Source organism: Prosthecobacter vanneervenii, assembly GCF_014203095.1.
In the GTDB taxonomy this organism is placed as follows: domain Bacteria; phylum Verrucomicrobiota; class Verrucomicrobiia; order Verrucomicrobiales; family Verrucomicrobiaceae; genus Prosthecobacter; species Prosthecobacter vanneervenii.
In genome coordinates, this window is the sequence record NZ_JACHIG010000009.1 from 72,413 (window position 1) to 94,172 (window position 21,760).

The 21,760-nt window shown below is 59.8% G+C and carries 19 protein-coding genes; 11 read left to right on the top strand and 8 right to left on the bottom strand.

The features are described 5' to 3' along the window. Together HNQ65_RS19010 and HNQ65_RS19015 are read left to right on the top strand one after the other, a co-directional pair. Positions 1-1,224, top strand: a complete 1,224-nt coding sequence (locus HNQ65_RS19010) for an outer membrane protein assembly factor BamB family protein (protein ID WP_184341919.1) — start codon at positions 1-3, stop codon at positions 1,222-1,224. Between the two features lie 39 nt (positions 1,225-1,263). Further along, positions 1,264-2,154: a CvfB family protein gene (locus tag HNQ65_RS19015; protein WP_184341921.1), complete on the top strand. Its 891-nt coding sequence runs from the start codon at positions 1,264-1,266 to the stop codon at positions 2,152-2,154. Here the strand turns inward: HNQ65_RS19015 and rpiB are convergent, their stop codons facing one another. Further along, entirely contained in the window at positions 2,155-3,858 is a 1,704-nt protein-coding gene (gene rpiB, locus HNQ65_RS19020; protein WP_184341923.1) for a ribose 5-phosphate isomerase B, read from the bottom strand. It abuts the gene before it with no gap. 52 nt (positions 3,859-3,910) lie between these two features. Beyond that, positions 3,911-4,387 (bottom strand): low molecular weight protein arginine phosphatase, encoded by a 477-nt coding sequence (locus HNQ65_RS19025; RefSeq protein WP_184341925.1) that lies wholly within the window; start codon positions 4,385-4,387, stop codon positions 3,911-3,913. Between the two features lie 194 nt (positions 4,388-4,581). Here HNQ65_RS19025 and HNQ65_RS19030 point away from each other — a divergent pair, with 194 nt between their 5' ends. Then, positions 4,582-7,194 carry a protein kinase domain-containing protein gene (locus HNQ65_RS19030; protein ID WP_184341927.1) on the top strand — a complete coding sequence of 871 codons (2,613 nt, stop codon included), beginning with the start codon at positions 4,582-4,584 and terminating at the stop codon, positions 7,192-7,194. A 20-nt stretch (positions 7,195-7,214) separates the two neighbouring features. Here HNQ65_RS19030 and HNQ65_RS19035 read toward each other — a convergent pair whose 3' ends face one another. Together HNQ65_RS19035 and HNQ65_RS19040 are read right to left on the bottom strand one after the other, a co-directional pair. Next, positions 7,215-8,180, bottom strand: a complete 966-nt coding sequence (locus HNQ65_RS19035) for a hypothetical protein (RefSeq protein WP_184341929.1) — start codon at positions 8,178-8,180, stop codon at positions 7,215-7,217. Then, positions 8,137-8,946 carry an AAA family ATPase gene (locus tag HNQ65_RS19040; protein ID WP_184341931.1) on the bottom strand — a complete coding sequence of 270 codons (810 nt, stop codon included), beginning with the start codon at positions 8,944-8,946 and terminating at the stop codon, positions 8,137-8,139. Before HNQ65_RS19040 ends, HNQ65_RS19035 begins: the two co-directional genes overlap by 44 nt. A gap of 240 nt (positions 8,947-9,186) precedes the next feature. Between HNQ65_RS19040 and HNQ65_RS19045 the strand changes: the two genes are divergently transcribed. Further along, entirely contained in the window at positions 9,187-10,653 is a 1,467-nt protein-coding gene (locus HNQ65_RS19045) for a S1 family peptidase (RefSeq protein WP_184341933.1), read from the top strand. A 55-nt stretch (positions 10,654-10,708) separates the two neighbouring features. Here HNQ65_RS19045 and HNQ65_RS19050 read toward each other — a convergent pair whose 3' ends face one another. Next, the gene (locus tag HNQ65_RS19050; RefSeq protein WP_246438428.1) at positions 10,709-12,949 is read right to left on the bottom strand and encodes a redoxin family protein; all 2,241 of its coding nucleotides are present in this window, start codon (positions 12,947-12,949) and stop codon (positions 10,709-10,711) included. A 119-nt stretch (positions 12,950-13,068) separates the two neighbouring features. On the opposite strand from HNQ65_RS19050, the gene HNQ65_RS19055 reads away from it, so the two are divergent. Beyond that, the gene (locus HNQ65_RS19055; RefSeq protein ID WP_184341937.1) at positions 13,069-14,181 is read left to right on the top strand and encodes an NHL repeat-containing protein; all 1,113 of its coding nucleotides are present in this window, start codon (positions 13,069-13,071) and stop codon (positions 14,179-14,181) included. After that, positions 14,181-14,813, top strand: a complete 633-nt coding sequence (locus HNQ65_RS19060) for a hypothetical protein (protein WP_184341939.1) — start codon at positions 14,181-14,183, stop codon at positions 14,811-14,813. The genes HNQ65_RS19055 and HNQ65_RS19060 overlap by 1 nt, the downstream gene beginning before the upstream one ends. Here the strand turns inward: HNQ65_RS19060 and HNQ65_RS19065 are convergent. Continuing rightward, positions 14,768-15,463, bottom strand: a complete 696-nt coding sequence (locus HNQ65_RS19065) for a 3-keto-disaccharide hydrolase (protein WP_184341941.1) — start codon at positions 15,461-15,463, stop codon at positions 14,768-14,770. The genes HNQ65_RS19060 and HNQ65_RS19065 overlap by 46 nt on opposite strands. A gap of 182 nt (positions 15,464-15,645) precedes the next feature. Here HNQ65_RS19065 and HNQ65_RS19070 point away from each other — a divergent pair, with 182 nt between their 5' ends. Together HNQ65_RS19070 and HNQ65_RS19075 are read left to right on the top strand one after the other, a co-directional pair. Further along, a complete protein-coding gene (locus tag HNQ65_RS19070) occupies positions 15,646-15,897 on the top strand; it encodes a hypothetical protein (RefSeq protein WP_184341943.1) in 252 nt (83 codons plus the stop codon). Further along, on the top strand, positions 15,894-16,100 hold the full coding sequence (locus HNQ65_RS19075; RefSeq protein WP_184341945.1) for a hypothetical protein: 207 nt from the start codon (positions 15,894-15,896) through the stop codon (positions 16,098-16,100). The genes HNQ65_RS19070 and HNQ65_RS19075 overlap by 4 nt, the downstream gene beginning before the upstream one ends. 53 nt (positions 16,101-16,153) lie before the next feature. Here HNQ65_RS19075 and HNQ65_RS19080 read toward each other — a convergent pair whose 3' ends face one another. Beyond that, the gene (locus HNQ65_RS19080) at positions 16,154-16,585 is read right to left on the bottom strand and encodes a hypothetical protein (protein ID WP_184341947.1); all 432 of its coding nucleotides are present in this window, start codon (positions 16,583-16,585) and stop codon (positions 16,154-16,156) included. Positions 16,586-16,878: 293 nt separating this feature from the next. Beyond that, entirely contained in the window at positions 16,879-17,466 is a 588-nt protein-coding gene (locus tag HNQ65_RS19085) for a sigma-70 family RNA polymerase sigma factor (protein ID WP_184341949.1), read from the bottom strand. A 232-nt stretch (positions 17,467-17,698) separates the two neighbouring features. Between HNQ65_RS19085 and folD the strand changes: the two genes are divergently transcribed. From folD to HNQ65_RS19100, 3 genes are read left to right on the top strand one after another with little or no spacing between them, the layout of a single operon-like run. Continuing rightward, positions 17,699-18,577: a bifunctional methylenetetrahydrofolate dehydrogenase/methenyltetrahydrofolate cyclohydrolase FolD gene (gene folD / locus HNQ65_RS19090; protein ID WP_184341951.1), complete on the top strand. Its 879-nt coding sequence runs from the start codon at positions 17,699-17,701 to the stop codon at positions 18,575-18,577. 49 nt (positions 18,578-18,626) lie between these two features. Then, the gene (locus tag HNQ65_RS19095; RefSeq protein ID WP_184341953.1) at positions 18,627-20,183 is read left to right on the top strand and encodes a S10 family peptidase; all 1,557 of its coding nucleotides are present in this window, start codon (positions 18,627-18,629) and stop codon (positions 20,181-20,183) included. A gap of 22 nt (positions 20,184-20,205) precedes the next feature. Continuing rightward, on the top strand, positions 20,206-21,693 hold the full coding sequence (locus HNQ65_RS19100) for a sulfatase family protein (protein ID WP_343076574.1): 1,488 nt from the start codon (positions 20,206-20,208) through the stop codon (positions 21,691-21,693). Positions 21,694-21,760 lie beyond the last annotated feature (67 nt).

The following is a 21,760-nucleotide window of genomic DNA, read 5'->3' on the forward strand; positions in this document are numbered from 1 at the left end:
ATGCGCCCGCTCCTTCTTCTTCTTTGCACCGTCGCCAGCCTGCAAGCTGGGGACTGGCCGCAGTTTCTCGGACCGCAGCGCAACTGCACTGCGTCTGGAGAAGCCGAAATCACCGGCAGCGCCGAGCCTGAGATGGTCTGGAAGCGCATGTTGGGCAGTGGCCACGCCGGGGCTGTCATCTCTGGCGGTCGTGTGATCATGACGCATCGCGTGGGTGGGGAGATCGTCACCGAGGCGCTAACCGCCGATGAGGGTAAACCGATCTGGAAGCACGCTTATCCCACCACCTACCGAGACAGCTTTGGTTTTGACAACGGCCCCCGCGCCGTGCCCTGCGTCTCTGCGGACAAGGTGATCACGCATGGCCCGGAGGGCATGGTACAGGCGCTCGATTTTGAAACGGGCAAGGAACTCTGGAGTTATGACACCGTGGCCGAGCTGGAATCTCCACAGGGCTACTTTGGCCGAGCCTGCTCGCCACTGGTGACTGATGGAAAGGTGCTGCTGAATGTAGGAGGCAGAAATGCCAAAGGCGGCGCAGGCATCATCGCGCTGGACTTGGCCACAGGCAAACTCGTCTGGCAGGTCACGGAGGATGAGGCCAGCTACTCCTCCCCGGTACTGATTCCTGGCAATGAGGAGGTGAGCGCTTTCTTCACCCGGCGCGGAGTGCTGCTGACGCAAAACAGCGATGGCAGGGTCCTGGCGGATGAGTTTTTCCGCGCGCAGATCGATGCCTCCGTGAATGCCGCCGCGCCTGTGCCCTGCGGTGAAGACAGGCTGTTCTTTTCAGCCGCCTACGACGTGGGTGCGGGCCTGTGGCGCTGGAACAAGGCCGAGCGCAAGCTCACCAACCTTTGGAAAAAGGCCGACGCGCTCGACTGCCACTATACCACGCCGGTGTATCACGCAGGTCATGTCTATGGGCTGCACGGAAGGCAGGAGAGCGGCATGACGCTGCGCTGCATTGATGTGGCTGACGGTCACGTAACCTGGGAGGCCTCTGACCGCGTTCCCGGAGGCACCTTGATCCTCGTGGGAGACAAGCTGCTCATGCACACCGAGGCCGGAGAGTTGTGGATCTTCAGCGCCGATCCGAAGAAGTTCAACCTCCTGCAGCGCGCACAGATCACCCGCGCGGGCCACCGGAGCCATGGTGCCTTTGCCAACGGCCTGCTTTATGCCCGCGATGCGGAGAAACTCGTGGTGGTGAAGGTGAAGTAGGCGCTGGATTGATCCCGCACAGCGTCTAGTCTGCATTTCATGGCTCAGATCGGCAGACTCAATTCCCTCATCGTTCTTCACAGCACGCCGCATGGCGTTTATCTCGATGGCGGCGAGCATGGGGAGATCCTGCTGCCGAACCGCTATATCCCCAAGGGCACCGGCCTGGATGAAGCGGTGGAGGTCTTTGTTTATCGTGACTCAGAGGACCGCCTGGTGGCCACGACGGAGAAGCCCTTTGCCATGGTGGGGGAGTTTGCCACGCTGGAAGTCGTGAACGTGAACCGTAACATCGGCGCGTTTCTGAGCTGGGGCCTGCTCAAGGATCTGCTGCTGCCCTTCCGCGAGCAGGCCAACCCGGTGCATGTGGGAGAGAAAGTGGTCGTCTATATCCTGCTGGATGAGAAGACGGACCGCATCATCGCCACCACACGACTGAACCGGCACCTGAGCAAAGCGCGCCCGCCGTTTAAACCCGGACAGGCTGTGCCGCTGCTGATCACTGCACGCACACCTCTAGGATACAATGCCATCGTGGGCGGCACCCACATGGGACTGCTGTACCACAGCAACGTGGGTGCGCCGCTCCAGGTGGGGCAAAAGCTCAATGGCTACGTCACCGCACTGCAGCCCGGCGGCAAGATCGACCTCAGCCTGGACGCCTCAGGCTACCAGCGCGTGGCCTCATTGACGGACCGTATTTTGGAAGCCCTGAAGAACAACGGCGGCAGACTCTCCTATGACGACGACAGCCCGCCCGAAGTCATCCGCAGTCATTTTGAGGCCAGCAAGAAAGCCTTCAAACAGGCGCTCGGCGCGCTCTACAAGCAGCGCCGCATCCGCTTCACGAACCCGGGCATCGAAGCCCTGGACATTCGTGAAGCGAAAGACGGTGACTGGCAGCCTTCAGGCCCTAAAAGGCAGGGCTGATCAAGGCAGCGGGAAGCGCTTGTTCGCCTCGCTGACTTCCTTGCGGATCTCGGCCAGGACGGCGTCGTTTTCGCGATTGGTAAGAGCGCGGTCGATCCAGGCGGCGATTTGTTTCATGTCAGCTTCTTTCATGCCACGGGTGGTCACGGCGGGGGTGCCGACGCGGATGCCGCCGCCGAGGGTGATCTTCTCGGTGTCGAACGGAATGCCGTTCTTGTTTACGGTGATCGCGGCCTTGTCGAGGGTCTCGCTGGCGATCTTGCCGTTGAGGCCTTTCGGGCGGAGATCCACCAGCATGAGGTGATTGTCCGTGCCACCGCTGGTGATGCGGTAGCCAAGCTCGATGAGGGCAGCAGCCAGCGCCTGGGCGTTTTTGACGACTTGTGCGGTGTAGTCCTTGAACTCGGGCTTGAGACACTCGCCGAAGCAGACGGCCTTGGCGGCGATGACGTGCATGAGCGGACCGCCCTGCACGCCAGGGAAGACCTGACTCTGGATCTTTTTGAAGAGTTCGTCGTTGTTGGTGAGGATCATGCCTCCACGAGGGCCGCGCAGGCTCTTGTGGGTGGTGGTGGTGACGAAGTCGGCATACTCCATGGGGGAGGGATGCGCGCCACCGGCCACGAGACCGGCGATGTGGGCCATATCGACAAAGAGGTAGGCACCCACGCTTTTGGCGATCTCGCTCATCTTCTTGAAGTCGATGATGCGCGGGTAGGCGCTGGCACCGGCGGTGATCATCTTGGGCTTCTCACGCAGGGCCACTTCGGCAAGCTCGTCGTAGTTGATGCGCTCATCCGTGGCGCTGACGCCGTACTGGCAGAACTGGTAGAAGCGGCCGGAGAAGTTGGCCGGATTGCCATGGGTGAGGTGGCCGCCGTGGGCCAGGTTCATGCCCAGCACCTTGTCTCCGGGCTGGAGCACGCTGAAGTAAACAGCGGCATTGGCCTGGGAACCGGAGTGCGGCTGCACGTTGGCATACTTGGCACCAAAGAGCTGGCAGGCGCGGTCGATGGCCAGCTGCTCCACCTTGTCCACTTCTTCACAACCACCGTACCAACGCTTGGCTGGGTAGCCTTCCGCATACTTGTTGGTGAGGCAGCTGCCCTGGGCGGCCATGACCGCCTTGCTGGTGAAGTTTTCGCTCGCGATGAGCTCGATGTGGTCCTGCTGGCGATGCTGCTCGCCGCGGATGATTTCGGCCACGGCGGAGTCGCTGGCCTCCAGAATGTCGAGGGGGTGGGGTTGTGCGTTCATTTTATCGACCCGACGGCCATGACGGCCACCGGCAAAGGGGGTTTTCAGCCAGGCGTCCACGATCTCCATGGCGGTAGCTTCCGGTGTGTTCTTGCCGGAGAGGCAGAGCACATTGGAGTTGTTGTGCTCACGGGTGACAGCCGCAGTCTGGGCATCGCCCACCAGAGAGGCCTGGATGCCGACGTGGCGGTTGGCGGCAATGCACATGCCAATGCCCGTGGTGCAGACAAGAATGCCTGCGTCGGCTGCGCCGGAGAGAACTTTTTCAGAAACGAGCTCTGCGTAGTCGGGATAGTCCACGGAGTCGTGCGAATGAACCCCCAGATCTTCCACGCCGTAACCGGCGGTCTTCAAGTGAGCGACGACGGCATTTTTCAGTTCCACGCCGCCGTGGTCGGAAGCGATGGCGAGTTTATGAGGGAGGATGCCGTTGGAGGTGCTGGTCATTTTTTGCGTTGGGGGTTGGGGGGGACGGAAGATGATGGGCTGGAGGCCGCTGTCATCCTTCATTTTTCTTCCAGGTCTGGTCGATATAGGCAAGCAGGCTTGGGAGCATTTTTTCCAGGCTGCGCAGCGTCTCTTCGTAGGCTGCTCGGCCCTGGCCGAAGGGATCGGAGACATCCCTGCCGCGCAGAGCGTCCTCGGCGGCAAATTCGGAGACCAGGTAAACCTTGTCCGAATGATCAGGAAACTCATCGGCAATCGCGGCCATGTGGTGGGAGGACATGGCGAAAACGTGCGTAGCGCGCTCCAGCAGCTCCTGGTCCAGCATGCGGCTCTGGAACCTGGAGAGATCGAGGCCACGCTCCTTGAGAATGGCGGCGGTGTGCTTGCTGGCGGGCATGCCGGGCGCGGCGGCCACCCCGGCGCTGGAGACCTGGTAGTCGGCACGTTCCTTCACCAGATCGCGGAAGAGCGCCTCCGCCATCGGGCTGCGGCAGGTGTTGCCAGTGCAGACAAAAAGAACGTTTTTCAAGGTGCTGGGCAGGTTTTGATTCAGCCCCCGGGAGATAGTCCACGGGGAGGTTCAGTGTGCCGCGCCCCCTCCTTTTGTCAAAGGCGGAGCAAAAATGCGCCCATAAGCATTTTCGTGGAATATCCCGCTTGCCAAAGGGGAGGCAGATGGGCTTTGCTTTCGGCTGTCCTATTTCTCTAAGCGTCAAACCCCGGATGGCGGAACGATACAAAATCTATGAAAAGCTCGGCATGGGCGGCGTTGGAGCCGTTTACCGGGCTTACGACAGCCAGCTTAAACGCTGGGTCGCCGTCAAACGACTGCTGACCGCCAACGAAGCAGACCAAGACAAAAACGTGGCCTCAGAGCTGCGAAGGGAGGCAGACGCGCTGGCCTCGCTGCGCAATCCGAACATCGTGACCATCTTTGACGTGGCGAGCGATGACGAGGGGCTCTTCATGGTGATGGAGCTGCTGCAGGGAGAAGACCTCGCTGATGTGGTGGCCCGCGGCCCGCTGCCCTACGATGACTTTAAAGAGCTGGCCTCACAGACCCTCGAAGGCCTGCTCTCCGCACACCAGCACCACATTCTGCATCGGGACATCAAGCCGGAGAATATCAAGGTGGAGCGCCTGCCAGGCGGACGCCTGCAGGCCAAAATCATCGACTTTGGCCTGGCCCGCGCCGGCCTGCGTGCCCGCAAGCAGACGGAAGACCAGGAAGGCACCGTGATGGGGTCCATCTACTACATGGCTCCGGAGCAGCTGACCCGCGAGCCAGTGGACGAACGCACCGACCTCTACTCGCTGGGGTGCGTCTTTTACGAAGCGCTCTCCGGAAGAAAAGCCTTTGACGGAGCCACCATGGCCGAGGTGATCGACAAGCACATCGACCACGTGGTGGTGCCGCTGCACCAGATAGCACCGCATGTACCCCAGTGGCTGGGTGCCTGGTGTGCACGCCTGATGGCGCAGAAGCCAGATGACCGGCCCGCCAATGCTCAGCAGGCCATCGAAGAATTCCGCGCCTGGGAAAAGATGCCCACCATGGTGCCCTACGGGCCGTGGATGGGAATGTATGTGCCGCCTCCCGTGTACATGCCCCCGCCCGGGATGCCTCCTGGCACAGGCACTGTCCCCCTGACCGGCTACTACCAGCAGCCGTACGAAATGCAGCCCCAGCCGGTGGTCTATGCCGAACCGGTGTTAGAGGCAGTGCAATATGGAGAAACAGGCCAGCCCGTGACGGATGCGGCCTCCATCACCACACATCTGACCCCTGCTCCGCGCCGACCCACTTCCGGCCATACCGCGGCGCTACGCCACGGCCAGCAGGCTGCAGGTGCGTCTGGCGGATCCTTTTTCCAGCAAAATGCCAGATTGGTCAAAAACGCAGCCATCATCGGCGGCGGTGTGCTCCTGCTAGGCATCGGCGGCTGCTTCTTTTTTGGCAAAGGCAAATCGTCATCCGGTGGCGGCAAATCGGTACTCTCCTCCGTTGGCATCTCGGCCAATCCGCCCAAGGTCAGGTTCCAGCTCCCGCAGGACCGTCCCTTCCCGCCGGTAGATGCGGGCATCTGCATGTTTTATGTGGGGAACACCGGCATCCTGACCAACCGCAAAGGTGGTGATGGCAAACTGGCCCCGGCAAACACGAACGAACCGGTCATCGAGTGGCATGATCTCTCCGAACGTGGAGGCGACAACATCCTGCGCAGCTATGATGACAGCCCCGACTATGCGCCCAAGCGTGTGAACTGGCCGGAAGCCGCCACAGGCGGCAGCCCCAAGCCGGGCCGCGTCGTGCTCGACTTCCATCCACGGAATGGCAAGCCCTGCATCCTGGAGCTCGACGATACTGGAATCGAAGAGCCGAACATGCCCTTTGGCAGCAAAAATGTCTCCGTTCCTAATGAAAAGGGAATGACAGCGGTGGTCGCCTTCCAGGCAGACGCCAGCAAGCTACCCATGCGGGTTTTCACCCTGAGCAATGCAGACGGCAGCCTCGTCTCGCTGCTGGTGGACGAGAAAAAGAATGTGGTCATGGAAGTGAAACACGAGGGAGGCAGCCCCACAATCGTCTCCAAGGACGTCAGCGGCACGATCGCCTGTCTGGCCCAGATCACCTGGAGCACAAACTCAGGCATGGTGGAGCTGCGTGTGCGTGATTCCAACGGCAAGGGATTCACCGGATCCAACAAGTCCACCGCCCCCTACAAGCCGCTGAACAAGCTGGTGTTTGGTCGCGACCATGAAAGCACTGGTGCCAATGTGGGATCCCAGGATCAGTTCTGCGGTTATCTGGCGGAGTTTTTTCTCTACTCCGTCCTCTTGAAGCCGGACCAGCTTCAACTCATAGATGGACGCGTGAGGGATTATTACTTTGTGCCTTCAGCACCACCGCCGCTGAACACCCGGCTGAGAACCAAGCTGGCAATGATCGAACCCCGCAGCTCGTGGAAGCTGAACGCCAGCCTGAAAAAGGAAGACTGCTCAAAGGCCACCGACAACAACACCGGTACGCGCTGGTCCACCGGCGCAGCGATGAAAGGCGGCGAATGGTTCACGATTGAGCTACCCGCCGAGGAAAACATCGCCGGTCTGGCGCTGGACAGCCAGGCCAGCAACCAGGACTACATTCGCAAACATCGCATCGAAGTTTCCTCCAACGGCAGCCAGTGGACTCCTGCGGCAGACGAAGGCTTTGGATCGGCTGTCACTGAAATTGTGTTCAAGACGCCACAGAAAGCACGCTTTGTGCGAATCACTCAGCTGGGAACCGCCAGCAACTACTGGGGCATCAACGAAGTGGTGCTCTTCAAGAAGTAACGACTGCAAAGAGTCCCTGCTCAGTTCATGGCGGCGCAAAGGGCTCCGCGAAGCTGATGTGCCTGCTCATGGCTGAGCCCCGTAGGCGCTGCCACCGCCGCATGAACAATGCCGCCAGTCGTTTCACAAGGAATCACCGTGAGGATGTTGCCAGAAGCCAGAGGCTGATGGATCACCGCAGGCGTCTCGCGCGCGGAGAGCACGCTGGCACGGATGGCGGCACCGCAGGCCATCATGGTGGAGAGAGCCAGGCCGGACTTTGCCTCGCCTCCGCCCCAGAGGACCTCGCCGTCATCACGCATGACCAGAAGTTGCCCCCCGCCATCTTCGCGCAAGACCTGCCGAGCCCATCCTGCAAAGGCTGCCAGGCGGACTTCACGCGGACCACGCGGTATTTCGAATGCCATTTTAGCAGAACGCGCCGCCGAGGCAGAGACGGGAGCGCTGGAAGCAGCCGCTCCTTTGGCACGTGGCGTCTGCGGCAGGCTCTCTTCCGGTTTTGGCATGACAAAAGGGACGGCATCTGCCTGGGCCGCGCCGTTGGTGCGGGTCAGAATGCCAGCATCTGCAGCCCGCTGGCGAATGGCGCGCAGCTTGTCACGAATGCGGCTGAGAGGCAGCGCCGAGGATGGGCTCTGCAGCGGCTGGTCGATTCCACTTTCTTCAAACGGCTCGTCCTCGGCATCCGACACGAATGCATTCAATGGATCAGACTGCACCGGGGCAGGAGGTGCAACCGGAGCGGCCACGAACTTTTCAGGAACAGGGGGAGCCGGCGGCAAGAATGCGTGGCTAGCAGGAGGAACTTCCCGCTCTGCCAAAAAGCCCCAGGCTTCTGAACTGTCTGAAGGCACGGTATCGAGTTCCACCACCTCGGGGGCGGCTTCAGGGCGCGGAGCAGGCATTTCGATCTGGGCCACCAAGGCCTTGATCTGGTCGGCATCAATCCATGAGACTTGCATGGCCATGCTCCTTTTCGCGTTCATGTGTCAGTCCGGTGCGCTGCTCCAGCTCTGCAGCGATCTGGTCAAAAATGAGCGCCTCTGGCGGCGGATTCCTTTTGGTCAGAGCCACGGGCACTCCCAGGGCGCTGGCCTCCAGGAATGACGAAAGGCGCGGAATGCTCTGCTGAAACATCAGGTTGGCGGGCAGCATGTCCCGCAGTTCCCTGGCTACTTTCAGGCTCATCTCGTTTTCCCTCATCACCATCGTAAGCAAAATGCCTGCGACACGCACCCCCGCCCCTTCGGCGCGGAATCGGGCCAAAGTCTCCAGCAAATGCGGCACGCTGCGGATGGCCAGCGGCTCTGCCTGCTGGGGCAGGACCACAAAGTCGCAGGCCTTCACCACAGCCTCGGTGGTGCTGCTCATGCCGGCAGCAGTATCCATCAGCACCACGTCCACGCCCCGCAGCTCCGCACTGCGCAGCAGATCAGCCAGGCGGGCCGGCACCTCGTGCTCCACCCAGCCCTGCCGGGCGCAGGTGTCGTACTGTCCGGCAGGCACGATCTCGAGCTCAGGCAGCCGGGTTGGCACCACCATCTGGCCTAGATCACCGCCACGGACGAGAAATTCATGAAACCCTTCGCGCGTCTTGGCGCTTTTGGCCAGAGACAGACCCACGCCCCCCTGGGGGTCAGTGTCGATCAGGAGCACACGCCAGCCGCGCCGCGCCAGAGAGTAGGCGAGGTTGATGCACAACGTGGTTTTCCCCACGCCGCCTTTCTGGCTGGCCGTTGCAATCGCAATCACAGAGCGATGCTAGGGTGGGATTGCTGAATGGCAAGAAAGTTGAGCTGCGGACTGGTCAAGAATGCGCGCCACATGCCGCATCAACAAAAGACGTTCGCGTATGAGCCATCCTGGGCATCCCCAAATGGCACACTATTTCCTGCAAAAATCACTGAATGGCGCATCAGAATAAATCACCAATTAATACTTGAACTGGTATACAAAATAAGATTTCTAGCGATAGAACCACGAAATATTCGCATGAAAAAACTCATGAAGCCTATGCCCAGCGCTTACCATCCGCCTTCGGTGGCATTAGGTCTATTAACCAGCTTGATATTGTCCATCTGCTCCGCGCAAGAGGTCACGCCACAGCTTGAAGTCCAGGGAACGGTCGGCAAAAAAGTTTACACCAACGTCAAGGTCATGTCCGTGACTCCTCAGGGAGTCAAAATCGCGCATGACGATGGCATATCCGTGGTGCCTGTCGGCTACCTGCCAAAGGAGTGGCTCGATAAATATGCACCGGGAGCATCAACCATGCCCCAAGCCACCTCAGACGCGCCGCCCGCCGCAGCCAAGGGCACGCCTCAAGCAGCCTCAACACCCGCACGTGCCGCCGCCGTCACCATGACCGACGGCACATCAGCCTCAGAGAAGCAAGCTGTAGTCACTTCATTTGAGCCAAGCTGCCTCGTTTTCATCAAGACAAACAACAGCAATGGTTCTGGCTTCATCGCCAAGGTCGATGGAGCAACCTACATTTACACCAATGCGCACGTCCTCTGTGGCACACAGAAAGCATTCACCTCCAAAATTATCAGCATCCAAACCGCATCGGGACACAATATTCCCATTCCTCGTGAGCTGGAACTCTCGGACATGCCCTCCACCTCGGACGAAAACGGTCTTGAAGATCTGGCTCGCATACCGATCAAGATCGAAGGCGATGAGAAGGCCTATGAAATTTCGGAACTCAACGCCAATGTCTCCATGGGCAGCAAGGTCGTCGCCTACGGCAACAGTCTTGGCGGCGACGTCTTCACCGCACTGGAAGGCATCGTTGTCGGCGTAGGGGCCGACAGAATCGAAATCAGCAGCGAGATCGTGCCCGGCAACAGCGGAGGCCCTGTGGTGCTGGAGGAAAGCAAAAAAGTCATCGGTCTGTCATCTTATCTGATCGGAGGTCAGCAGGATATCTGGACCGATGGCACCAAATTTGAGCGGGTGCGCCGTTTTGCCCTTCGACCCGATAAAGTGACCAAGTGGAGAAAAATGCTGTTTTCCTCCCTTGCGACCTCGCTCTCCGAACTCACCGCCTTTGAGCGTGATACACTTTCTCTCGCTGCGGCCTCTTATCTCAGTCCCAAATCAAACTACGCTGGATTCGACCTCCGTTTGAACTCACGAGGAGATTACGATATCCAGAAGGTGCTGAGGGAAGGCGGCAAATACAGCCTTGGACAAACGATTGCCTCGGCTGTGGCAAGAGTGAATCAAAGACTGGGCGTAGGGATGGGTGGCTCAGGTGCCCGAATGGCCAAACAAGGTGTGACAGGTTATTTTGCAGAATTCTACAACACCGTTGCAGCAGCCTCGGCCACTCAGTTGCAGGCACTCGAATCCTCCGAGAGATCAGCCTACTTGAAAAAGCTCATCCCTGAAATGGTTCGTCTGCGCAAAGAAGCTCATCAGGCGTTCATGAGGGAGGCAGCGCAGTTTAAATAACGGAACAAAGCACCGAGGATCTTGGGATGCCGCACCTTCACATGGGTGCGGCATTTTATTTGGCCGCCACTTCCGGATGCAGAGGAGTGTAGTGCTCCATGTAGCCGATCATCATTTCGTCAAAGGTCTGCTGGCCCCAGCGCACGGTTTTGGTTGGGTCAGGGTTGGCAGGATTGCCTGTGCTGTTGTCATACACGGCGGTGATTTTGATGGTGCTGCCGCGCGGCAGGAAATGCGGTTTGGCGTAGTCGTAGCGCAGCTGCCAGTTGAAGTCGTATTTGGGGATGTCCAGAAGTGTCTCGGTTTTGCCGTCCGGGAGGGTGACTTCAAATTTGAAGGCCTTGCCCCTCACGTGCAGGTGGGCCATCCAGGCCATCACATTGATGTCCGTGGGCAGTTTGCGCGAGGCTGTTTCCACATGATTAGCCTCTCCCGGCGGAATGCTAATCCGGGCATTGGGCAGTCCGGTGGTGTGGATGACGTACTTGGGCGGTTCTTTGGCAAACAGCAGCCCCATGCGGATGGTGTCTTCCACAGCCTTGCCATTGGGAGTGTAATGGATCTGGAAGCTCACGGTGGCTCCAGCGGAGAGCTTTCGCGCAAAGCCCTCGGGATAGATCTGCTTGGTATTGCCAGGCACATATGCAGCCCAGTAGCCCTGGGCACCTTCATCGCCGCCGTCGCGCACACGGCGCCCTTTCTCATGCACACTGACAATGACGTGGTGCACCACCTCGCGGGCGGTGGGCAGGATCTCATAGCCGCGCACCCAGCGGTCCTCGGGGAAATCCGTGGTCACCGTCACATGCTGGTAGGGCATGGTGCCCTCGGCCTTGACGGAAACCGGCCGCGCGCCAGCGATGATGGCATCCGGCTTGCCAATCGTCCATTCCCCCTGGAACACGCGGGCCTTCGGAGCATCGGCTACATCTCCTTTGGGACGGTCTGAGGCCAGCCAAGCCAGGAGGTCTGTGCGGTCGCGCTCGGAGAGAGAGCGGTCATTGGCCCAAGGAGAGTGGGCTTTGCCCTCCAGAGGTGCGGCAAACCACGGCGGCATGGCTCCGCGCTCCACCTGCTTGCGGATCATTCCGGCGTGCTCGATCACGTCTTCATAGGAGTCCAGTGCAAACGGGCCCACACCTCCCTTGTGATGACACTCTACACAGTTCGCCTGCATGATGCGTGCAATGTCGCGGTGATAGGTCGCCACTGTGCTGGCGACGGCTTTTTCATGCGGCAGATCGAGTGCGCAGCCGGGGGCGCTGGTGGCCGCCACATCTGCCGGTTCGCCACGCAGCATCGCCGCCACGGCATCGCGCAGGTAGTGATGCTGCGGGGCATCTTTGGTGTAGCCAAGGCCATACTGGTCATTCAGCGCGCCACGATAGACCAGCGTGCGTGCAGCATCGAGGAGGAAGACCTCCGTGGTGGTGGTGGCAGCAAGCTGCTGCGCGAGTTTGCCATCGGCATCGCTTGCAGCCGGGGAGTTCAGCTTGTGAACCGAGATGAACTTGGCGGCCTCCTCAGATTTCTGCCCGGGAGGTGCGTTCACCAGCAGCATGCCCACGCCTTTTTCCTTCAGCTCTTTTTCCAGACGGGCTGTCTCGGGAGCCAGCTTGCCGCTGATCGGGCAGGTGGCGCTGAAGAGAGCGATGACGAGGCCGTTTTTCCCGGCAGCGCTGCTGAGCTTGAGCTCGGCTCCTGCCAGAGTCTTGAGGGTGGTGTCTGCCACCATGCGGCCAACGCCAAGCTCCGCCCCTTTGAGCAGCTCGGGAGCTTCCTTGAATGTCGGGTCTTCAGAGGCAGGCTGGATCGGGGAGCTGGATGCCTGACTGCTGCCAGTCGCTGGACTGCCGCGCTTGCGCAGGGTGGCGATGACTTTCTCCGCCTCTTCCAAGCTGACATGGCCGTCATTGTCCGTGTCGAGACCGTTGAACCATCTCTTGTTTGGCAACTCGTCAGAGGTCAGCTTGCCGTCGCCGTTTTTGTCCAGCCGATTGAAGAGCACACCTGTGGGTTCATCTCCGATAGCAGGAGTTGGGTTGCCTGAGAGCTTGCGCATTTTCTGCACGGCTTCCAGCGCCTCCTCGCGCGTCAGCTTGCCATCCTTGTTCAGGTCCAGCTGGGGCAGGTATCTGGCGCCGTTCATCTCGTCTCCGCTGATGATGCCGTCCGCGTTCTGGTCGAAAGCCTTGAACTTTTCATCGAATTCCGCCTGCTGGGCCTGGGCGCGCAGACCGACGACGGAACCGGCCAGAGCCGCGCCGCCAAGGAGAATGGAGAGAACCTTTTTCATGGGAAAGTGCATGGGAACACGCTGTGTGACCTGAAGTTTCCTGCCGTATGACAGGATCATCCAGCAAAATCGCTGTTGTACGATTGACCCCGCCGCCGTGCTTCGTTTGAATCGGCCTGATGAGCAACCGCATCCTCTCCCTTCTGTCCGTCATGGCCCTGGCCGGCACCGCCGCTGCCGAGGTGTCCTATGAGTTCGTCCCCAACTTCATCACCCCGCCTCCCGGCAAGGAGACCATCGGTGACGGCCACGGCGAGATCGCGGTGGACTCCACTGGCAAGATCTACGTGAGCGTACAGGACAAGGACCCTGCCCTGGCAGGTCTGCAGGTCTATGGCAAGGACGGCAAGTTTATCAAAACCCTGCCGCTGCCCCCTTCCCTGCACGGCTTTGTGATCCGCAAGCTGGCCGATGGCGAGCACATCTACGCCGCTGTGCTGGGCGAGCAGAAGGTCATCAAGTGCAATCTGGACGGCACCGTGGTCATGGAGATCCCCACCAGCGCCTTCCCGGCGGAGCAGCGTGATTTCGTCACCGTCAGCAAGAGCGACGAGGCCGATCCTAAAAAGAAGACAACCATCGCATCCGGCGTGAAGATCGCTGATTCCAAGACGGAGATCACTCTGAAGCTGGCAGACGGCACGGAGAAAAAAATCACCAAGGAAAAGGGCGTGGGTGCCGCCGGTGGCCTCAGGCTGACCAACTGCGATGTGGCCCCCAATGGCGACATCTACGTGGTTGATGGCTACGGCCGCAGCTTCATCTTCGTGTTTAGCGCCGAAGGCAAGTTCAAGAGCGTCTTTGGTGGCCCAGACAAGCCTCTCGCCTTGGCCAACGCCCACAAGATCTTCATCGACACCCGCTTTGAGCCCGCCCGCGTGATGATCTGCGACCGCGGCCACAAGCGCATGCTGCACACCGACCTCGCAGGAAATTTCATCGGTGAGATCGCCACGGAAATGCGTAACCCGAGTTCCGCCAGCTTCCATGGCGACCTGATGTGCGTGGCCGAGATCGCCGGCAATGTGAGCGTGTGGGACAAGGCCAACAAGCGTGTGGCTGACCTGGGCACCAGCCCGGCGATGACCAACACCCCCGGCATTCCTCCGCAGGACTGGAAGCAGGGCATCGTGACCAGCCCGCACGGCATCACCTTTGACAACGATGGCAACATCCTTGAAACCGAGTGGAACAAGTGGGGCCGGGTGCTGAAGTGGAACGTGAAGAAGTAATGATGCGCCTTGCGCGAACCATCCTCATTCTCGCCGCAGGGGGAGCCTTTTTGGCCCCCCTGTGTGCTTTGGGGCATGGCGCGGAATTTCTGAGTGCCAAGCTGACCCTGCTGCCGGATGCCGAGGTGCTGCTCGAAATCACCGCCGACTACGGCAGCAATCCCCTGATCATGGATGAGGCTGCAGCCCGGGAGGCGCTGGCGGATCCGGTGCGCCTACGACAGCATGACAAGCTGATACTGCTGAATTCCTTGGGCACAGCCCGTATCTGGCAGCACGACAACTGGGCAGATTACGCCCCCGCCGCTTATCTGCCCTCTGGCACTGAGGGAGAGGCCCACACCTTGATCACCTCTTCATGGAAGTGGCGCAGCATCGAGCCTGAAATCGTTTTTGAAATGCAGAAGGGCAAGCTGCACGACGTGCTGCTTTGGACACAGGACGAGACGCACCCGGAGACTCCACCCCGGTGGATGCTCCTGCTGGCGGGGGACCGCTCCCGCCCCATTCCCATCCAGCAGACACCGTGGTGGCGCGGCTGGATGGCGGCCGCAGGAGCGGGCGGCCTGTTTTTACTGATGGGGGCTTACTTCGTCTCGCGGAACTTCACATTCCGCCAGCGCACACTGTAGGGGCCGGTACCGGCCTTGATGCCATGCACCTGAAAGCCGATGTAGCCCTCGGGGTCATTGGGCTGGGTGAAGTCGGCGGCGGCCACTCCATTGACGAAGCTCTGATAGTGGTCGCCCTTCACCACGATGCGGTAGTGGTTCCACTCGCCCTTCTTGAAGGCAGCCTTGGCGGCATCCGTGCGAACGGCTTCGGTCTTCGTCAGAATGCTCCACCACGTGCCGCGGCGTGCTTCATCATAAAAGTCACCGGCTGTGCCGTTGATGGCGATCTCGCACTGCGGTCCGTAAAGGCGTCCGGCAGGAAGCTTGCCTTTGGCCCCCTCGGGCACGGGATCCCCCTCTTTCGCGATGTGACTGCGCACCTGTACGCCGGAATTGAGAGCGTCGTCCACATTGACCTCAAACTCGAGTTCGAAGTCTTTGAAGGGACCGATGGCCAGGAAGGTGTTGGGGCTGCCTTCGGTGGTGGTACCGGTGAGAACGCCGTTTTCCACTTTATAAGTGGCCTTGCCACTGATGATCTGGCCACCCTGAAGGGAGCCATCGGCAAACCAGTTCTGCCAGCCGTCACCCTTGGTTTCGGCATGCAAATTGAAGAGAGCAAGGCCCAGAAGGGCCACGGGGAGTGTAACGGTGAAGTATCGTTTCATGAGTGATTGGGAGGTTTTGAACGCCCTATCAGGTGATTTTCCATCGCCGAGCCCGAGTTATTTAATATAACTTAAATAATTTCGAGGTTTTTATGGGGTAAAAACCCCAAATAAACCCAAACCAACCTTGACCTTTGGGCCCGGTTGGAATTAAAATGGGATTATAACCCGGTTATTACTGGATGGCCCGCCCCTCAAACACCTTCGATTCACTCTCGCTGACGATCGCGATTACCCCGCAGATCAAGCAGTACCTCGAAGATATGACCTTGAAGGGCACGTTTGGGAGCAGCCCCGCCGAGGCGGCGAGGATGCTTCTGAGCAATGGGATTGATGCCATGTTGAACTCGGGGGCTTTGGACAGACGCAAATGGACTCTCAAGGATGGACAACTCGTCCTTCTGACGCCGGATCAACCTTCCCTCTCATCATGACACTGCAACACGATCTTATGGCTGACTCCGCCGTCTTCTCCGCGCTTGTTGAAGTCGAAATGACCGACATGGACCGCAGCCGGAAAGGCAGCTGGAAATCCGAAACCCGGCTCTCGATGCTCGCGCACGAGATCACCCGTTACATGCCCGAACTGGCCGGACTGCTGGCCGAAGGCGGAAGGCAGAAGCTGCTGGCCGCCTGATTCTTCTGTGCACGCACGCGCATCCGGATGACTGGCCCCAGAAGCGTGGCGCGTCAGGATTTGTCGTCACTGAGCAGCCCCCAGGGGCCAAGACGTTCGACGGCTTTTTTTCTCAAGAGCGCCTGCTTTTCCGCAGGCAGGTGTTTGCAGATGCGGTCCAGAGATCCCTCCACATTGGCCCCTGCCTTCTGCCACATTTCTAGACGCAGCGCTTTGAAGTCAGTCGCAGTCTGCTGCAGCTCAGCATGCACGGCGGCACGTTCGGTTTCCGTGAGAGCCAGCTCAGCGACCATCACGGATTCAACCTTGTGCATGAGACGGTCCACTGGCGCATGGGATTCGCTAGGATGAGCGATGGCATGCTGAAGAGCACGGCGCACCACCAGCAACCCGCCACCAATACCGCAGCCGGCACCGAGAATGAATACCAGCAGCAGAAGGAGCACAGCCTTCCAGCGCGATGAGGGAGAGGGGGAAGGATTCATAAAAAAATCAAATGCCTGCGAGAACGGGGCCCTGAAGCTGCCAGATCCAGGACATTTCATTCACCGCTTCCAGGCTGTCATGAAAGGCAAGAAATGCCGATAGAGCCAAAGCGGCAAAACCTGCCTGCAACCAGCGGGAGCGAAAGAGATCCAGGACATCATCTAGGAGAGAAGTCGCTTCGAACTGGGGCTGTGGCGCACGGATCCCGGCCCGGATAGAAGCGCGCACATCTACCTCCGCCGGTACGGCGGCAGAACGGGCGCTCCGGGTTAGGTGATCCCAAGATCGTGAATTATTCGAGGGTGTATCCATGACGTGTGAGGATGGTTTTAAGTCGCTGCCGTGCGCGGAAGGCTTTCACCTTGGCCTTCACCTTGCTCCAGCCAAAGTGAGCAGCAATTTCATTCAGCGGAAGCTGTTCCAAATGCAGCAGCGTGAGCAGGGCGCGGTCATCCGGCGGCAGATGGGAGAGGATAAACTGCACGCCAGTGAGATCATCGCTAGGTGAGGTGCCTTCATGGCCGGCGATGTGATCCAGCGGGTGCCCTTCCTCCGTGGGCTGCACGAGTCGCGAAAAAGGCGAACGCTGATGCCTGCGGCAGAATTCGAGACCGACATTGGCAGCGATTCGTTTGAGCCAGTGCAGAAAGGGCCTGTCAGGCCGCCACTGTGGCAGCGCACGCCAGGCGCGTACAAAAGTCTCCTGCACCATGTCCTCAAGATCGGCACGGCTGGTGGAGAAGCGATGGAGCATGGCGGTCACGGTGGACTGATGGCGCATGATGATTTGATCAAAGGCATCGAGATCGCCCGCCTGCGCCGCCTGAACCAGAACGAGGTCGTCGTCCAATTGGCTCAGGGGTTGGGCGGGAGCGGTCACGGTTAGGAGGTTCAGATAGTAGGGGACATATATAGTAATCAACACGGCAGCTCAGCGAAAAGCGTGCGCCAAGTGGACTCAAGGTAGTGATGGGTATGGGGGATGGATGCGCGGCATGAGCGCCGCACACTGAGCCGAATGCCAGTCCTCGGAGGCCGGTTACAGAAAAATCAAGGCTCGGGTTTTTGGCCTCGGCGGTTGACTCCCCGCCGCGTCTGCATCACCTGAAAAGATGCAGCTCATCTCTGGAACCACCGTCGCCGAAAAAGTCCTCGAAGAATGCCGCCGTGACATAGCGGCGCTGGCCGCGCAAGGCCGCAAGCCGGGCCTGGCCGTCGTGCTCGTGGGCGATGATCCCGCCTCACGCGCCTACGTGCGTTCCAAAGACAAAAAGTGCCGCGACCTAGGACTGCATTCGATCAAGCTCGAGCTGCCCGCCTCCACCACGCAGGAGGAGCTGTTGGCGCATGTGCAGGCGCTGAACAACGATCCTGCGATCCATGGCATCCTGGTGCAAAGCCCGCCGCCGAAGCACATCGACGAAGCAGCCATCGTGCGCGCCATTGATCCTGCAAAAGACGTGGACGGCTTCCACCCTGTGAACGTGGCCAAGCTGGCACTGGAAGATCCCACCGGCTTTGTGCCCTGCACGCCGCTGGGCTGCCAGCGCCTGCTCATCGATGCCGGCATCGAAACCAGCGGCGCGCATGCCGTGGTGGTGGGCCGCAGCATGATCGTGGGCAAACCCATGGCCCTGCTGCTGATGGCCAAGGGCAAGGGTGGAGACGCCACCGTGACCGTGACGCATTCCCGCACCAAGGATCTGGCCGCCATCACCCGCACGGCGGACATCATCATCGCAGCGATTGGCCGCCCCCATTTCATCAAGGCGGAGCACGTCAAGGAAGGGGCAGTGGTGATCGATGTGGGCATCAACCGTGTGGACGATCCTGCGAGCGAGAAAGGCTACAAGCTCGTGGGCGACGTGGCCTTTGATGAAGTAGCCCCCAAATGCCGCGCCATCACTCCCGTGCCGGGCGGTGTGGGCCCCATGACCATCGCCATGCTGATGGCGAACACCATCAAGGCCTGCAAGCAGGCGGCGGTTTGACGAGAATTTTGATTCTCAAGACGGAGCCTGCATGTCATGCTCCGCCACCATGCGCATCCGCCCAACCCTGCTGACGACCGTACTGGCTCTCGCGACGCCGGTTTTTCTTGCCGCTGAAGACGCCAAACCAGACAAGCCAGAATCTCCGCCCGCCGAAAAGAAGGAAGGCAAAAAGGACGATAAGAAAGAGGACAAGAAGCCCGATGGCGACAAGCCGGTGGTCACAGAAGGCAAAGTGACCATTGGCGGCAAGGAGATAGTTTATCAGGCCAAGGCAGGCACCCTGCCCATCCTGAAGCCGGATGGCAAGCCTTCAGCCCAGGTCTTTTACACGGCCTATACGATGAAGGACGTGAAGGACAAGAGCGCACGCCCGGTGACTTTCTGCTTCAATGGCGGCCCGGGTAGCAGCTCGGTATGGCTGCATCTCGGGGCCTTTGGGCCCAAGCGTGTGGACCTGCCTGCCGACGGGCTCACGCCCCCGCGCCCACCAGGCGGACTGGTGAACAACGAGTTCTCGCTGCTGGATGTGACGGACCTCGTTTTCATCGACCCGGTGAACACCGGCTTCAGCCGAGCGGAAGACCCCAAAAACCTGCCGGAGTTCCTCGGAGTGCAGGAGGACATCGCAAGCGTGGCTGAGTTCATGCGCCTGTGGGTCACGCGGGAGGAACGCTGGCGTTCGCCCAAATTCATCGCTGGAGAAAGCTACGGCGGCATCCGTGGCGGCGGGCTGGCGCAGCATCTGCAGCAGCGGCACCGCATGTACCTCAACGGCATCGTGATCGTCTCAGGCCTGCTGGATTACGCCACGCTGATTTCCGGACCGCTGAACGACACGCCCTATCTCGTAGGCCTGCCAGCCATGACGGCTACAGCGCATTACCACAAAAAGCTGCCCCCCGACCTGCAGGCCGACTTCAAAAAAGCCGTGGCTGAATCACGCGCCTTTGCCTTCGGCGAATACGCCTCCGCCCTGCTGAAGGGGAATGACCTGACGCAGGCAGAACGTGAGAACGTGGTGAAGAAACTGGTACGTCTTACCGGACTGGAGGCCAAGCTGATCGAGCAGCAGGAACTGCGGATCGACAGCGATGTCTTCCGTGAAATGCTGCTGCGGAAGGAAAAGCTGGTGCTGGGAGCCTATGATGCCCGCGTAACCGGACGTGACGGCGATGAGTCAGACATCCATCCGCAGATCGAGCCCTTTATGCGCGTGGTGGGCAGCATAGCCGCAGCCTCCATGAACGCCTACCTGCGCGAGGAGCTGCATTATGAAAAAGACCTTCCCTATGAAGTACTAGCACCGCAGCCCAACTGGAACCACGGCAAGGGCAACAGCTACACCAGCGTGAGCGGTCAGCTGGCCGAGGCGATCAAACAGAACCCTCACCTCAAGGTGCTGGCCCTCACCGGCTGGAGAGATCTGGTGACACCGCCTGACAACATGCTCCTGAGCGTGCGCCAGATGCGGCTGCCGGAAGAGCTGCGCGGCAACATCGAATTCGCGGAATACGAGTCCGGCCACATGATGTACACCAACCGCCCGGACATGGAAAAAATGCATTCAGACATCTCTGCGTTCATCGCCAAGGCCCTGAAATAAACAAGCCCCCTTCATGTCCTTTATGAAAAGCTTCTGGATGTCTCTGATGCTGGCCTCTGCCACAACGGCTTCGGACAAACCCAATGTGGTGCTGCTTTACGCCGACGACCTCGGCTACGGAGATGTGTCATGCTACGGTTCCAAGACAATCTCCACGCCGCACATCGACAAGCTGGCTGCCGAGGGGCTGCGTTTTACGGACGGTCACTGCGCGGCGGCCACCTGCACGCCCTCGCGCTTTGCCATGCTCACCGGAGAATATGCCTTCCGCCAGAAGGGCACGGGCGTGCTGCCTGGAGATGCCAAAATGATCATCCCTCCCAGCCGGGACACAATGGCCACGGTTTTCAAAAAAGCAGGCTACCACACCGGCGTAGTGGGCAAATGGCACCTGGGACTGGGAGACAAAGAGGTGGACTGGAACACCGAAATCCGCCCAGGCCCGCTGGAGATCGGATTTGACCACTGCTTCATCATGGCAGCCACCGGAGACCGAGTGCCCTGCGTTTTTGTGGAAGACCACCGTGTTGTAGGCCTGGACCCGGCAGACCCTATTCAGGTGAGTTACAAGCAGCCCTTTCCCGGCGAGCCGACAGGCAAAGACAATCCTGAACTACTCCGCATGCACCCCAGCCATGGGCATGACATGGCGGTGCTCAATGGCGTCAGCCGGATTGGTTATATGAAGGGCGGAAAATCGGCCCTCTGGAAGGATGAGGACATGTCGGACACCTTCACCGCCGAGGCGGTCAAATTCATCGAGTCGAGCAAAGCCGCGCCGTTCTTCCTCTATTTTGCCGCGCATGATCCCCATGTGCCCCGTGTCCCCCACCCACGCTTTACCGGCAAAAGCGGCATGGGCCCCCGTGGCGATGCCATTCTCCAATTTGATGACAACGTGGGCACCATCCTGGCTGTGCTGGATCGGCTTGGCCTCAGAGAGAACACCCTCGTGCTGCTGAGCAGCGACAACGGCCCCGTGGTGGACGACGGCTACCAAGACGATGCGGTGGAAAAACTGGGCTCCCACCAGCCGGCAGGTCCCCTGCGGGGTGGGAAATACAGCGCTTTTGAGGGCGGCACACGAGTACCTTTTATCGTACGCTGGCCTGGGAAGGTGAAGCCAGGCGTCAGCGACGCCCTAGTCTGCCAAGTGGATTTCCCAGCCAGCTTTGCCGCTTTGACCGGGCAGAAGGCACCTGAGTCTGCCAAGGACAGCCAGAATCTGCTGCCTGCCCTGCTGGGCGAGGACTCTGCAGGGCGCAAAGAACTCGTCGAGCAGGGTGGACCAGTCAGCCTCCGCCAGGGAGTATGGAAATTTATCCCCACCAGTCAGGGTCCGGCTAAAAACAAGAATACCAATAGCGAGACCGGAAACTTCCCCGAACCGCAGCTCTATGACTTGTCCCAAGACCTCGGAGAACGCCAAAATCTAGCCAAAAGCCAGCCAGAAAGAGCCCAAAGCATGGCTGCCGACCTGGAAAAAGCCCGGGTTGGCGCTGCAAAATAGGCCTCCGAAGCCGACCAGACTTGCCGAAAAAGCAAAAAAACAGCAGATTTTCTCTAATGAGGGATTC

Coding starts and splice junctions, on each gene's coding strand:
- HNQ65_RS19080 (WP_184341947.1), bottom strand. CDS start 16,585: ATGAATCCTTCCCCCTCTCCCTCATCGCGCTGGAAGGCTGTGCTCCTT.
- HNQ65_RS19065 (WP_184341941.1), bottom strand. CDS start 15,463: ATGAAACGATACTTCACCGTTACACTCCCCGTGGCCCTTCTGGGCCTT.
- HNQ65_RS19050 (WP_246438428.1), bottom strand. CDS start 12,949: ATGAAAAAGGTTCTCTCCATTCTCCTTGGCGGCGCGGCTCTGGCCGGT.
- HNQ65_RS19060 (WP_184341939.1), top strand. CDS start 14,181: ATGATGCGCCTTGCGCGAACCATCCTCATTCTCGCCGCAGGGGGAGCC.
- folD (WP_184341951.1), top strand. CDS start 17,699: ATGCAGCTCATCTCTGGAACCACCGTCGCCGAAAAAGTCCTCGAAGAA.
- HNQ65_RS19055 (WP_184341937.1), top strand. CDS start 13,069: ATGAGCAACCGCATCCTCTCCCTTCTGTCCGTCATGGCCCTGGCCGGC.
- HNQ65_RS19015 (WP_184341921.1), top strand. CDS start 1,264: ATGGCTCAGATCGGCAGACTCAATTCCCTCATCGTTCTTCACAGCACG.
- HNQ65_RS19070 (WP_184341943.1), top strand. CDS start 15,646: ATGGCCCGCCCCTCAAACACCTTCGATTCACTCTCGCTGACGATCGCG.
- HNQ65_RS19045 (WP_184341933.1), top strand. CDS start 9,187: ATGAAAAAACTCATGAAGCCTATGCCCAGCGCTTACCATCCGCCTTCG.
- HNQ65_RS19095 (WP_184341953.1), top strand. CDS start 18,627: ATGCGCATCCGCCCAACCCTGCTGACGACCGTACTGGCTCTCGCGACG.
- rpiB (WP_184341923.1), bottom strand. CDS start 3,858: ATGACCAGCACCTCCAACGGCATCCTCCCTCATAAACTCGCCATCGCT.
- HNQ65_RS19075 (WP_184341945.1), top strand. CDS start 15,894: ATGACACTGCAACACGATCTTATGGCTGACTCCGCCGTCTTCTCCGCG.
- HNQ65_RS19030 (WP_184341927.1), top strand. CDS start 4,582: ATGGCGGAACGATACAAAATCTATGAAAAGCTCGGCATGGGCGGCGTT.
- HNQ65_RS19010 (WP_184341919.1), top strand. CDS start 1: ATGCGCCCGCTCCTTCTTCTTCTTTGCACCGTCGCCAGCCTGCAAGCT.
- HNQ65_RS19035 (WP_184341929.1), bottom strand. CDS start 8,180: ATGAACGCGAAAAGGAGCATGGCCATGCAAGTCTCATGGATTGATGCC.
- HNQ65_RS19100 (WP_343076574.1), top strand. CDS start 20,206: ATGAAAAGCTTCTGGATGTCTCTGATGCTGGCCTCTGCCACAACGGCT.